This is a genomic window from Hyphomicrobiaceae bacterium, from assembly GCA_041397645.1.
Classification (GTDB): domain Bacteria; phylum Pseudomonadota; class Alphaproteobacteria; order Rhizobiales; family Hyphomicrobiaceae; genus Hyphomicrobium_B.
Map to the genome: position 1 here is coordinate 642600 of JAWKWE010000004.1, position 12606 is coordinate 655205.

A 12606-nucleotide genomic window follows, 5' to 3' on the forward strand; every position below is an offset into this window, starting at 1 on the left:
AGGTTCAACGCATCCATGGCGACACAATTCCGCGCGGCGCGCTTCACGGCGCAAGAGGCTCTGCAGTTTCATGCCAGCGGCAAGCCGGGTAAATTGGAGATCACGCCCACCAAGCCGTTGGCGACCCAGCGCGACTTGGCCCTGGCGTATTCGCCCGGTGTCGCCATTCCGGTCCAGTCCATCGCGCAGGATCCCGCCGATGCCTACAACTACACCAGCAAAGGCAACATGGTCGCCGTTATCTCGAACGGCACGGCCATTCTCGGACTTGGAAACCTCGGTGCCCTCGCCGCCAAACCTGTGATGGAAGGCAAGGCTGCCCTATTCAAGCGCTTTGCCGATATCGATGCCATCGACGTTCTTGTCGACACCCAGGAAATCGACGCCTTCATAAATTGCGTGCGATACCTTGGTCCTTCATTCGGCGGCATCAACCTGGAAGACATCAAGGCCCCTGACTGTTTCATCATCGAGGAAAGACTTAAAGAGCTTCTGGATATTCCCGTCTTTCACGACGATCAGCACGGCACGGCGATCGTCGTAGCAGCCGGCATGCTCAATGGCCTCAAAGTCGTCGATAAGAAAATCGAGGACGTCAAACTTGTCTGCGCCGGGGCAGGAGCCGCAGCTCTGGCCTGTCTCAACTTGCTGCTGAAGATCGGTATGCAGCGCAAGAACATCACGGTGTGCGACGTCGAAGGAGTGGTCTACGAAGGCCGAAAGACGCTTATGGATCCTTACAAGGCACCATTCGCACAGAAGACCAAAGCGCGGCAATTGAGTGAAGTCATCAAAGGCGCGGACATCTTTCTAGGGTTGTCGGCAGCGGGCGTGGTGTCGCGCGAGATGGTTGCCTCGATGGCAGAAAAACCCATCATATTCGCCATGGCGAACCCAAACCCGGAGATTACGCCGGAGGACGTTCAATCCGTTCGCAGCGACGCCGTCATGGCAACGGGGCGCTCCGACTATCCCAACCAGGTCAACAACGTCCTGTGCTTTCCCTTCATCTTCCGCGGCGCGCTCGACGTGCAGGCGACAACGATCAACGACGCCATGAAAATTGCGGCGGCCGAAGCGATTGCGGAACTAGCGCGTGCGGAAGTGCCAGATCAGGTCATGGCTGCGTTTCATGGCGAGCGCCCGACATTTGGTCCGGGCTACATCATTCCGGCTCCATTCGATCCGCGCCTGATATCTCATGTCCCAGCAGCAGTGGCGAAAGCTGCAATGGACTCCGGTGTTGCGCGCAAGCCGATCGTGGATCTCGATGCATACGTTTCGCGATCGAAAGGCCGCCTCGATCCGGTCGCGGGCTGGCTGCAGTCCACCTTCGATAGGGTGCGCAGCGAGCCCAAGCGCGTGGTATTTGCAGAAGGCGAAGACATGGCCGTTATCCGCGCGGCCCACAGCTTCTACAATCAGGGCTTTGGAATTCCGGTGCTTGTGGGAACACGCGACCTCGTCAAGCAGCGCTTTGCCGAGGCAGGCGTTCCGCTTCGTACCGACTATGAACTAATCGACACGCGCACTTCCGCCCACGTAGAGGAATTCACCGAGTTGCTTTACGCGCGATTGCAGCGGCGTGGTTATTTGAAGCGCGACTGTGCGCGTCTCGTTGCCAACGAGCGCAACGTCTTCAGCGCACTCATGGTCGCGCACGGCTATGGCGACGCCATGGTCTCGGGCGTCACGCGCAACTGGACGACGGTCTATCGCGAAATTCACCGCGTGCTTGACGAAAAACCTGGGCGGCACGTTATCGGCGTCTCACTGGCGCTGTGCCGTGGCCGCGCAGTCCTCATCGCTGATACGTCGATCCATGACATGCCGACACCCTCGCAACTCGCCAACATCGCGACCGAGGCAGCCAACGCTGCGCGCAATTTCGGCATCGAACCGCGCGTCGCCCTGCTCGCCTACTCCACCTTTGGACAGCCACGCGGCGAACGCTCCGACGTCGTGCGCGAGGCTGTGAGCATTCTCGACGAGCGTCAGGTTGATTTCGAGTACGACGGCGACATGGCGGCTGACGTTGCGCTCAACAAGGACTTGATGAAGCACTATCCCTTCTGCCGCCTCTCCGACACGGCGAACGTGCTCATCATGCCGGCATTCCACGCCGCGTCGATATCCACAAAGATGCTGAAGGAACTTGGAGGCGCTACGATTATCGGACCGATCATCGTTGGGCTTTCGCATTCCGTGCAGATCTGTTCGTTCGGCGCAACCGATGCGGACATCGTCAACATGGCTGCGCTGGCGGCGTACGGCGTCGACCGGACCTGAGCGCACAAACTCAATGTGTGGTTTGGCGGCCGCGTTCCACTTTAGGCGCCGCCGCCAGACCGCGCACCGCACTAGCGGTTCTTACACCTTTCACGCCCAGATCATGTCCAGATCGGGCACTCTCCTGGTGAAAATTCGTCCTCCGGTGTCTTTGAAGGCAGCGAATCACTCGTCCCCGCGCCTAATCTTCCCGAAACAGCACATCACGCAGCGAGCCCGGCGTGCTCGCGCGCAAGGCAATTGTCTTCGAACTAGGCAATGGGATGTACGCATGCGATCACCCAAATGGCAGATCGGTTTGGCAGGTCTCTTAATGTCGGCAACCGCAATGAGCGCTGCTTTCGCCGACGAACAGGCCGGACTGAAGCAAGCCACGGACGCAATTCGGCGCGGCAACTTCTCCCAAGCAGTACAGCTTTTGACGACCGAGCTGGAGGCGCAAAACCGTTCCGTCGATGAACGCGCACGAACGTTCTATTATCGCGCAAAGGCCTACGCTGGACTGAAACAGCCGGGACGGGCACGCGCTGATCTCAATGCGGCGATTTGGCTAGGCAAATTACCCGCTAGCGAAGCAGCCGAGGCAGGTCGCCTGAAGACGCAACTTGAGACTTCCGACGACGCGGCCGGCGAAGAAACGGTGGCGGTCACACCAGCACCCCCCAAACCACCCGAGCCGGCAAAATCGGAACCGCCGCCGAAGGTAACGGCCGCTGCACCGCAACCCGCACCACCTACCAGCTTCGCAACGACAGTGGCGGCCACCCCGCCGCCTCCACCACCACGAACAGAGGTGAGCCGCGAAAAAGCAGCCGCTCCTTCTTGGTCACAGCAATCAGTTTTGCGCGCAGCGCTGCCGGAGCCAAAGCCCTCGCCGTTTATCAAGACCTCGCCTGCCTTTGCCGCCGCAGCCGCGCAACAACGAGCCGAGCCCCCACAGGCAAGCGAGGTTGTTACCGGGTCGTTACCACCTGCACGAGCGGCGAACCCGCCATCCAATCCAAGTCCGGTTGCGGCTCACTGGGAGACGGACGTGGCAACCAATCCGTCGCCGCCAGCTAGGTCTGCGCCTCAAGTGGCGGCTGCACAGCCCACGCCTCCTGCAGCGCCAATGCCCGCACCACAGGCCACCAAGGTAACGATGTCCCCAGCGGCTCCCGTCATGGCCCCTCCACCCGCAGCGCAGGCCACCACTCAGCCTGCGCAGAGTGCGCAATCGGCGGAGGCTGCATCGTCGTTCGGTCTATCGCAAGACAAGAGCACACCCGCCGACACGCAGGACCCATCCCAAGCTTCCAGCGTACCGTTGATCGGATGGATGTTTGAGAAGTCGTCGTCGACCTACGACAAACAAATCGCAGATGCAGACGACTTCCAACGCCGGTATGTGGAGAAAATTCGGCGGTATAATCAGGAGCGGCAGGCCGCTACCAGCGGGGCGCAGCAATAAGAGTTGAAAGCGCCGCGTGCGGGATCCGCGCTAAGCGTGCGCTGAAATTCGGCTCTTCTTCTCGTCGGGTGCGCCATAGTATTCGAAATAGCGCGGATCGATGCGCTCGACTGGTAGCACGATCAGCACGTCCGTCGTTCCGAATTGACGATCGATCACCGCGCCATCTCCTACACATGCACCAAGTCTCAAATAGCCCTTGATGAGCGGCGGAATAGCCTTGAGAGCTGCCTTGGCGTCCACCGCCTCTTTGGGCAGCAGGTTCATGGGGACGTGCAAACCTTCACGCGCGCGGCAATGCCATTCAGGCGGCGCACCCGCAAAGTGATGCAGGAAGCTGAGCGCCATCGCGTGCTCTTGCGGTTCCGTTCCCTCAAAGGAGGCGCATCCGAGCATCACGTCGATACGATGCTCGCGTACGTAGGCCCACAGCCCATGCCACAGCAGCTCGACGGTACGCTTATTGCGATAAGGAGCGAGCACACAGCTCCGACCGAGCTCCATGAAGCGGTAGCCCCCCTTCGAAGCGATCAACGGCGAGATGTCGTACTCGCCGGCAGTATAAAAACCAAGACGCTGATCGGCGATCTCTTGGCGCAACACACGGTAGGTGCCGACGACCTTGGGAACATCCGGCCGCTGGCGGGCACGCCTATCGGTATTGCTTACGTCCACAACAAGCAGATGATCACAGAACGCATCGTAGGCGTCCTCATCGCGTCGGCGAAATTGGGCAAGTCGGCTCGGAACGGCCGACATTTCTTCATAGAAGACCTGAAACCGCAGACGCTGCGCTAATTTGATCTCAGCACGCGTGCTGGCAAGTCGAACCTCAAGGTCGCCGACCCGGCCGTACACTTTTGGCTCGGGCCGTCGCACGAAGGGCGCGGCATTTGCCGAAAGTTCAAGGAATCTCAATGCTCTATGAGCTGCGGCCCGGCTGCGAAGTGCGAGCTTCGCGGTCGCTTCAACGTTATTCGCTTCCTGCATCGTGCTGTATGGCCCCGCTTGACGATCCCGCCGCGAGAATTGCTAACACGATTCCATGACGCTTTTTCGATTGTCGGGTCCTGGTCCTAGATCTGGGACCTCACGCGGCGGAGTTAGCCTCCGGCCGCAGACGGGCAGATTCCGTATCTTCCGTCCAATGCAACAGCAGTCGCTTGAGGTCCTGCACATCGAAGGGCTTGGCGAGATAGTCGCTCATGCCGGCCTCAAGGCAGCGCCTGCGATCCTCGGCAAAAGCATTCGCCGTCAGCGCAACTATGGGCGGTGGAGTGCGCGGCGAGGGCAACTGAGAGAAAGCGCGAAGAATTTGCTGGGTCGCCTGCAGGCCATCCAGTCGAGGCATAAAGACGTCCATTAGGATGAGATCAAACGCCTTGCTCTTACCATCCGCAAGCGTGCGATTGACGGCTTCAACTGCCTCGACCCCATCACGTACGAGTACCGGTTCGCAATCGGCACGCTCGACAACGCGCAAAGCCAGGAGGGCGTTGACCTCGTTGTCTTCTGCAATGAGAACGCGCGGCCGCTTGCGGTCGGAACTCATTCCAATGGCGGCGTCATGCCGTGATTGGACTTCGCCCGCCTTGAGCGCCAACAGCCCGGATTGAGCCGCGCTCGCTTCACCGTCCGCCTGCGGCGACTTCGCTAACAGCAGCCGGGCGGTGAACGTTGCGCCCCGTCCGGGAGCGCCGTTTGCAGTGATGTCGCCCCCCATGGCACGCGCCAGACGTTGAGAAATTGCCAAACCAAGGCCCGTGCCACCATTGCGTCTGTGGAGCGCGGCATCCGCTTGCTCGAACTCTCTGAAAAGACGCGAGATATCCTCAGGCAATAGGCCTATGCCCGTGTCGATTACGCTTATGACATATGCGGCATCCTCACCGGCTTCCAGCGAAAGGTGAACGCTCACCGACCCGGCATCGGTAAATTTGATGGCATTGGAAACGAGATTGAGAACGATCTGACGCACACGTTCTTGATCGCCAACAACGGTGGGCGGCAAACCTTCAGCTGCATGAAAACTGATCGTGAGACCCTTTTCGCGCGCGCGAGGCGCCAACAACCGCACCGCGCCATCAACCGTCGCCGAGAGCGAGAAGGGCGTCTTCGCAAGCTCTAGCTTGCCTGCTTCGATCTTGGAGAAATCTAGTATCTCGTCGATCAGCGCTAGCAGCGCATGCGCGGAGCCGTCGATAGCCGACAGATATGTTTTCTGCTCGCTGTTGAGCTCTGTTTCGGAAAGCAGCCCTGCCATGCCGAGGATGCCGTTCATAGGCGTCCTGATCTCGTGACTCATGGCTGCCAAGAACCGAGACTTGGCGCGGTTAGCGGTCTCCGCCTGATCACGTGCTTCCGTCAGCGCGGCTTCTGCTTCACGCTCTTCTGTGACATCGCGACCGACGCACTGAACCTCATAAGAGGCGGTCGCCGACGAGCGCACAAGATGTTCTTCCCAGACGATCCAGCGTGGCCCTGTGCTCGTCGCTACAAGCTCCTCATAGCGACGGCGTTGGCCACGCTCGGCGGCAAGCGGCGCGTGCACCTGGCCATCCAGCACGTCTGGGCGGAAGCGTTTTCCTATGATGTGTTGGGGCGAGAGGCCGAAGGCCCGGCAGAATGCATGATTTACGAACAGATAGCGGCCGTCGCTGTCGCAGCGTGAGATCATGACGTCCTGGGAATCCAGAAGATCCCGGTAACGCGCTTCGTTCTCACTCAGCTCCCAGTGTGCATCCTTGATCTCTTCAAGATGGCTGTCGATATGCTCGCCCTGCATTCGCGCTCGCGCGTTCGCATCCGCTTCAGCCTTCAACCGCTCCGACATAACCGCAAATGCGTTGAGCGCGAGATGCACGGCAAACAATGCGGCGACGGAGCCAGCGATAAGCGCAGCGCGGACCGTCAGATGCAATTCGCTGGATGCGATCAATCCTCCGGCCAGCAACAGCAGTCCACCGGACGCAAGCACCCGCACCGCAAGAACGCCGTCATCCCCGCAAGATTGAAGCGTACGCGGCTGACGGCTCTTAGGCGCGATCGAAGCTTTAGATCCGCTGAGCTTCGCTGGCAAAGATTTCGTTGTCATTCCCAACACATAACCCAAGCGGGGAACGACGCGGAAGATTTGAGAAAAAATTGAAAAGAAGGCAGTTAATCGATTGCTATTACTTGTTTCGATCTAAAGGGCGGTAACGTAAACGGGCATCTCATAAACCATCGCTATCATCAAGTGGACGCGCCGCATCCGCAATGAGCAACGGCACACCGCTTTTGATTGGAAACGCCATACCGGCAGCGCGCGATATTAACTCCTGACGCGAAGCATCATATTCGAGCCGCGTTTTAGTCAGAGGGCAAACCAAAAACTCCAACAATTTCGGGTCGACCGCAAAGCTATCCGCACCTGCCTTCTCGCCTTCGGTTGGCACCTCGCCAGAAGTCTTATTTTCAGGTGCGTCGTCTTCAGGTGTCGTGTCTTCAGGTGTCATGCGCTCGCGATTCCCGACTATTGCAAGGTGGAGCCATTACCACTGTTGGAAGCAAGCTCGATCTCAGCCAATGCAACCAGCACCTCCGCCCGCGTTTTCAGGTCGACAGCTTCAAGAAGCGCCTGCTTTTCCTCTGGGCCGTAAGGCGCCATCACGGAAAGCGCGTTGATGAGATACTCGTTGGAGGCCCGCGTCACCGCTGTCCAATCTGTCTTCAGCTGATTGGCTTCCAAATACGCTTTCAACACACGCAGAAGGTTGTCTCGGTCCACACGTTCTTCGCCAAGGCCTTCCGTGAAGTCGGTCGCAAACCGGTCATAGCTGGCACTGACGACACGATAGGGCTTGTCGGTCTCCGCTTCTCCAACAATTTCAAAACGCGCCACGCCTGTCAGTGTGATCACATAGCGGCCATCGTCCTGCTCCTTGTAGGAGGTGATGCGACCAACACATCCTACCTTGTGAAGACCGAATTGTTTACCCGGAGGACTTTCCATTTCGTCGTCGGCCAGAGCTGTGGGCTGCAGCACACCCAGCACCCTGTTAGATGCCATGACGTCATCGATCATAGCGAGATAGCGGGGCTCGAAAATGTTGAGCGGCAACGTCGCTCGCGGCAACAGGATCGCCCCCCGCAGCGGAAAAACCGGAATGCGCGGTGGTAGATCTGCCGGGCGGCGATAGCGCTGTCCAAGTCCCACGTCCTTTAGATCTCCTGGCTATGCTGCTCAAAGGCGCGAGCGGGTGATAACTCGAAACCTCACCATATCAACTGAACAGAATGGAGGACAGCCGCCTTCGACCTTCGGAGACGAGGGGTTCTTTTGCTCCCCAAGCCTCGAAAAACTGCAAGAGCTGCTTTCGCGCGCCGTCCTCGTTCCAAGTGCGATCGCGGCGCACAATTTCAAGCAGGTGGTTCATGGCTTCTTCCCTCCGTCCCATTCCTGCGAGAGCGATCGCCAAGTCAAAGCGCGCCTGATGATCGGCCGGGTTGGCGTTTATCCTCGCTTCCAGATCGCCTAACTCGCCAAGCCCCGCGACCTTTTCGGCCAGATCAAGTTGTGCCTGAACAGATTGCACCGTCGGCAGATCGCGCTTGTCTGGAGGCACCAGAGCGATTGTTTGGCGTGCGCGCTCTGTGTCGTTGCTTTTGATATAGCACTGGGCAAGCCCGGCGAGGGCAGCCGCATTCTCACGATCCTCTTGCAGGACCGCCGCATAGATTTCCGCAGCTCCCTGAAGGTCGTTCTCTTCCAGAAGCTCATCGCCGGATTTGAGCACGTCATCGATGCTTGCGGAGGCTTCATCGCCCAGAAGGCGATCTATCAGTTCGCGCACGGCGCTTTCGGGCTGAGCTCCCATGAAGCCATCAAGCGGACGACCATCGCGAAAAGCATAGACCGTCGGAACAGACTGAATTCGCAACTGAGCGGCGATCGCCTGATTGGCATCGACGTCGATCTTGACCAGTTTCACCCGGCCGCCGTAGCTGCGCACCACCTTTTCCAAGACCGGCGTCAGCTGTTTGCACGGACCGCACCAAGTGGCCCAGAAGTCCACTAAGATCAGCGCACCATGAGAAGCCTCGATGACGTCTTTTGCGAAACTCGCCGTCGTCGCGTTTACTATAACGTCGCCGCTTGAAAAGCCGTCGGAGTCTGGCTTGTGATTGCCGAATTCCATCGTTGATTTCTCCTCGTCACCTGTGGGACGAATGACATCATGAGCCGGTGACGATCATGATTTCGGGGTCATGTCCAGTGCCGCGAATGAAACTTAAAAGATCGGGCAATGCAATGTTTGTCGTGGCTGTATTTTCCATCGGATGACAGTTGATGGTCTCGTGCGCCGTCAGCTCGTTGTCGAGTACTACGCGCACGCGTTTGCCCGTATCATTGATAATGGCAAAAGCCGTCACTGAACCGGGCGTCACCCCGAGCGTCGCCATCATCAGCTCCGGCTTGCCGAAAGACAATCGGCCCATACCCAATTCGCGGCCCAGGCGTTTGAGATCCACCCTGGTGGAACTTTTGGCAATGACGAGCAGAAGCGCGCCCTTGTCATCCTTGAGAAACAAATTTTTGGTATCGGCGCCGGGTAGTCCGAGATCCATCGACGAACTCTGTTCGACGGTATGCACGGCCGGGTGGTCAACGGTTCGGGTTTGAATACCTAGCCCTTCTAGATACGCCAGCAGCTCTCGACGGCCCTTGGTACCGACTGGCGAGGTGGGGGAGGAAGGTTCGTTGTGGCTGCTCATAGTGCCTTGATTTGTTAGCGGCAGAGTTCGGAACCGTGGTCCGCCACCGGCTGGTTGCATGATCAAAAGTGCGCCTTGGCGCCCTTTATCCGCCTCAAGCGTTCCGCTCCACAACGGAGCTTGCAGCGAAATCCCGCCTTTTTGCGTGGTTCCAGCATTTGCCTAGCGGTGTTTTGAAGCGGTGCTCAAGGCCTCTTGCAATAGCGCATCAGTTGCGCCATAAGGCGGGTCTCGCGGCGCCACGTGCGTCGACCCCCTTAAAGGACGCGGGTGTAGCTCAGGGGTAGAGCACAACCTTGCCAAGGTTGGGGTCGAGGGTTCGAATCCCTTCGCCCGCTCCAATTCAGCCAGACGGCAGATTCTGCCTCAAGGCTGGGCACACAAACAATTCAAGCTCGGTTCTTAGGGCACGCTAGGTTTGCGATTCTGCACACCGGCGCCATTGCGCTCGTGCCTATCCGCCCCTCAAAAAACAACGGACGCCCTTGAGGCGCCCGTCGGTAACTTAGTTGAGAGATGGTAGGTAGCTCAGCGAACGCGCTGCCAATCATATCCGCCGCGGCGAACCAGGATGTTTTCGTGCCGCATGGTCACAAGAGGGGGCGTGCTGACTACATACTCACGTGCCGGCTTCAACACCACTGGACGGGTCACCCAGCCGCGCACGGCCGGATGGTAGACCCTTTCAACCCCACCTGCGCTGACCATCACCTTGCGTGTCACATTCTCGTAAACCGCTGGCGTCGTCTGAGCCACGCGGCGAGCTGGCGTTACAACGACCTCGCGCGAAATCTCACGGGTGACAGCCGGGACGACGACCTTGCACATCCGCTCGCCACGTCCCAAAAAACCGCGTGTGCGTTCCCAGCGCACGCTCTCAGGCTGCACGACGACCGTCTCTCGTACCACTTTCCTAACAGCGGGCTGCTCGACATATGTGGTTTGAGCGGGTCTGACCATCACACGCTCGATCTTGGTATCCCACACAGCAGGACGACGGATCGTCTCCCAACGCGCCGGCGCGACTTCGATGCGCTCAGCACGCGCGCCCATTTCGGCCGGGCGTCGATAAATGTGCGTCATTGCCGGGCGAACAATAACGGAGCGCATCCTTGATGCGTAGACGTCCGGCATTCGCACCTTCTCGTAGCATTCGATCGCGCGGCCGCGCCCGCAACCACTATCAAAAGCGAGCACAGGCGATGCCGACGCAACAGTAGCAATGGCAAACCAAAAAAGTCGTGTCGGCCGCATGAACAATCCTCTCTGTTGACGCTCAAGCCCACTCACGGCGCCAAACAATAAATTAAGAGATCGAAACCTCGGACCTAAGAGCCTTCGGCCCGACGATCGGATTTCGCACTGTCTCTACGCAGAAAGAATAGCTCTCTTTCCCGTCCGCAGGAGGACTAGCGGCCGGCGTGGTAAACGGTTAATCGTTGCATGAGCCGATGCCGATGTGGCGCTGCTGTGCTAAATCGTTGCCTTACAGTCATCCGGCACAAGTTAAGGCATCCAATCGGAGCCCCTGCGCGTTAAGGATTTCGTGTGTCTAGGGAAGGATTTCGAAACCATGTCGACGACAACTGCGGTCTCACCGGTGCGCATCCTGGCGCTCTTGGCGGCTTTGATGGCCGCGCTCGCCACCTCTGGCTGCGGCATCAACAACATTCCGACATACGAACAGCAGGCAAAGGCCGCATGGTCTGAGGTGCTGAGCCAGTATAAGCGACGCAGCGATCTCATCCCCAACCTGGTTGAAACCGTGAAGGGCTTTGCCGAGCAAGAGAAGTCCGTCTTGACCGACGTTATCGAAGCGCGGGCCAAAGCGACCTCGGTGCAGCTTCCCGTCGATAAACTTTCTGATCCTGAAGCGATGAAGAAATTTCAGGAAGCCCAGGGACAATTGACCGGCGCGCTCGGCCGCCTGATGGCTGTCATCGAGCGCTATCCCGACATCAAGAGTGGACAGAACTTCCTTGCGCTGCAAAGCGCCTTGGAGGGTACGGAAAACCGCATCGCAATTGCACGCCGCGACTACATCGAAGCGGTGCGGGTCTACAATACCGAGCTTACGACAATTCCAGGACGCTGGTGGCGTGCCTTCATGTATCCCTCGTCAAAAGAGATGGCCACATTCGACATCCCTGCCGAGGAACAGCAGGCTCCCAAAGTCGACTTCAACACGAAGAAATAAGCCTTGCGCGCCAGGTCTCAAGCGATGCTTGAAGGGGATGCGATTAGCGCACGTCCCCTTCCACGACGGCAGTGCACGGGTTTCCATGCACCTGGGATGATGTCCTGGGCCGCGTGGCTGCCGGCACTGCCGATATGCCTCGTTATCCTGATTGTCGTATCGCTCAACGCAGTCGCGGACCCCAAGTTGCCCGAACTCTCAGGGCAAGTGGTCGATAACGCCGGCCTGCTTTCGGCTGAGGATCGCGCCGCCATCCTCTCCGAGCTTCGGGCACTGGAGCAGACCTCAACCGATCAACTTGCGGTCGTGACCGTGCCGTCGCTCGATGGCTACGCCATCGAGGACTACAGCATTGCGCTGGCGCGCAAATGGCAACTCGGACAGAAAGACAAGGACAACGGCATCCTGCTTCTCGTCGCGCCCACCGAGAGAAAGGTACGCATCGAGGTCGGCCGCAGGCTCGAACCGATGATGACCGACACCATGTCGAAGATCATCATAGAAAATGCCATCCTTCCGCATTTCCGCCGGGGCGACTACGCGGGCGGAATCCGGGCCGGGGTGCGGGACATCAAAGACGTTCTGCTGGGTGATGCCGAAGCCGTGAAAGATCGCGCGCGCGTATCCCGAACGCCGCAAAGCGACCCAACCGTATTCATACATTTGGCCCTATGGATCGCGATTGTGCTGTTTATCATATGGCTCAATTCGCGGGCCGAACGGCAAATGGCCGACAACATGTCGCCCTCCGATCGCCAGCGCGCGGCACGCCGCAGGCGTAGCTCGGGGCCCATCATCATTGTGCCGGGCGGTTCGAGCGATTGGGGCGGCGGCTGGAGCGGCGGAGGTGGAGGCGGCTGGTCCGGCGGAGGTGGCAGCTTTGGCGGCGGTGGCGCATCGGGAGGCTGGTGAA

Annotated in this window: 11 protein-coding genes and 1 tRNA gene; 5 read left to right on the forward strand and 7 right to left on the reverse strand. The window is 59.0% G+C overall.

Going from position 1 to position 12606, the window contains the following annotated elements; all coding sequences use genetic code 11:
* Positions 1–15 precede the first annotated feature (15 nt).
* Positions 16–2289, forward strand: coding sequence for an NADP-dependent malic enzyme (locus R3D51_02965; GenBank protein MEZ5898434.1), 2274 nt, complete (start codon positions 16–18; stop codon positions 2287–2289).
* Between the two features lie 271 nt (positions 2290–2560).
* Positions 2561–3739, forward strand: a complete 1179-nt coding sequence (locus R3D51_02970; GenBank protein MEZ5898435.1) for a hypothetical protein — start codon at positions 2561–2563, stop codon at positions 3737–3739.
* A gap of 30 nt (positions 3740–3769) precedes the next feature.
* Here the strand turns inward: R3D51_02970 and R3D51_02975 are convergent, their stop codons facing one another.
* From R3D51_02975 to R3D51_03000, 6 genes are all read right to left on the reverse strand, one after another.
* Complete coding sequence (locus tag R3D51_02975; protein MEZ5898436.1) at positions 3770–4729, reverse strand: GNAT family N-acyltransferase; 960 nt, start codon at positions 4727–4729, stop codon at positions 3770–3772.
* 100 nt (positions 4730–4829) lie between these two features.
* Positions 4830–6833, reverse strand: a complete 2004-nt coding sequence (locus tag R3D51_02980) for an ATP-binding protein (protein ID MEZ5898437.1) — start codon at positions 6831–6833, stop codon at positions 4830–4832.
* A 121-nt stretch (positions 6834–6954) separates the two neighbouring features.
* Entirely contained in the window at positions 6955–7236 is a 282-nt protein-coding gene (locus R3D51_02985) for a Trm112 family protein (GenBank protein ID MEZ5898438.1), read from the reverse strand.
* 17 nt (positions 7237–7253) lie between these two features.
* Complete coding sequence (locus tag R3D51_02990; GenBank protein MEZ5898439.1) at positions 7254–7937, reverse strand: LON peptidase substrate-binding domain-containing protein; 684 nt, start codon at positions 7935–7937, stop codon at positions 7254–7256.
* A 67-nt stretch (positions 7938–8004) separates the two neighbouring features.
* Positions 8005–8919 (reverse strand): thioredoxin, encoded by a 915-nt coding sequence (gene trxA, locus R3D51_02995; protein ID MEZ5898440.1) that lies wholly within the window; start codon positions 8917–8919, stop codon positions 8005–8007.
* Positions 8920–8956: 37 nt separating this feature from the next.
* Positions 8957–9496, reverse strand: coding sequence for a prolyl-tRNA synthetase associated domain-containing protein (locus R3D51_03000; protein MEZ5898441.1), 540 nt, complete (start codon positions 9494–9496; stop codon positions 8957–8959).
* A gap of 266 nt (positions 9497–9762) precedes the next feature.
* Between R3D51_03000 and R3D51_03005 the strand changes: the two genes are divergently transcribed.
* A tRNA-Gly gene (locus R3D51_03005) sits at positions 9763–9837 on the forward strand.
* A gap of 187 nt (positions 9838–10024) precedes the next feature.
* Here the strand turns inward: R3D51_03005 and R3D51_03010 are convergent.
* On the reverse strand, positions 10025–10750 hold the full coding sequence (locus tag R3D51_03010; protein ID MEZ5898442.1) for a hypothetical protein: 726 nt from the start codon (positions 10748–10750) through the stop codon (positions 10025–10027).
* 319 nt (positions 10751–11069) lie between these two features.
* On the opposite strand from R3D51_03010, the gene R3D51_03015 reads away from it, so the two are divergent.
* Both R3D51_03015 and R3D51_03020 read left to right on the forward strand, forming a co-directional pair.
* Complete coding sequence (locus tag R3D51_03015; GenBank protein ID MEZ5898443.1) at positions 11070–11693, forward strand: LemA family protein; 624 nt, start codon at positions 11070–11072, stop codon at positions 11691–11693.
* Between the two features lie 96 nt (positions 11694–11789).
* Entirely contained in the window at positions 11790–12605 is an 816-nt protein-coding gene (locus R3D51_03020) for a TPM domain-containing protein (protein ID MEZ5898444.1), read from the forward strand.
* Position 12606 lies beyond the last annotated feature (1 nt).

Coding starts and splice junctions, on each gene's coding strand:
- R3D51_02965 (MEZ5898434.1), top strand. CDS start 16: ATGGCGACACAATTCCGCGCGGCGCGCTTCACGGCGCAAGAGGCTCTG.
- R3D51_02970 (MEZ5898435.1), top strand. CDS start 2,561: ATGCGATCACCCAAATGGCAGATCGGTTTGGCAGGTCTCTTAATGTCG.
- R3D51_02975 (MEZ5898436.1), bottom strand. CDS start 4,729: ATGCAGGAAGCGAATAACGTTGAAGCGACCGCGAAGCTCGCACTTCGC.
- R3D51_02980 (MEZ5898437.1), bottom strand. CDS start 6,833: ATGACAACGAAATCTTTGCCAGCGAAGCTCAGCGGATCTAAAGCTTCG.
- R3D51_02985 (MEZ5898438.1), bottom strand. CDS start 7,236: ATGACACCTGAAGACACGACACCTGAAGACGACGCACCTGAAAATAAG.
- trxA (MEZ5898440.1), bottom strand. CDS start 8,919: ATGGAATTCGGCAATCACAAGCCAGACTCCGACGGCTTTTCAAGCGGC.
- R3D51_03000 (MEZ5898441.1), bottom strand. CDS start 9,496: ATGAGCAGCCACAACGAACCTTCCTCCCCCACCTCGCCAGTCGGTACC.
- R3D51_03010 (MEZ5898442.1), bottom strand. CDS start 10,750: ATGCGGCCGACACGACTTTTTTGGTTTGCCATTGCTACTGTTGCGTCG.
- R3D51_03015 (MEZ5898443.1), top strand. CDS start 11,070: ATGTCGACGACAACTGCGGTCTCACCGGTGCGCATCCTGGCGCTCTTG.
- R3D51_03020 (MEZ5898444.1), top strand. CDS start 11,790: ATGATGTCCTGGGCCGCGTGGCTGCCGGCACTGCCGATATGCCTCGTT.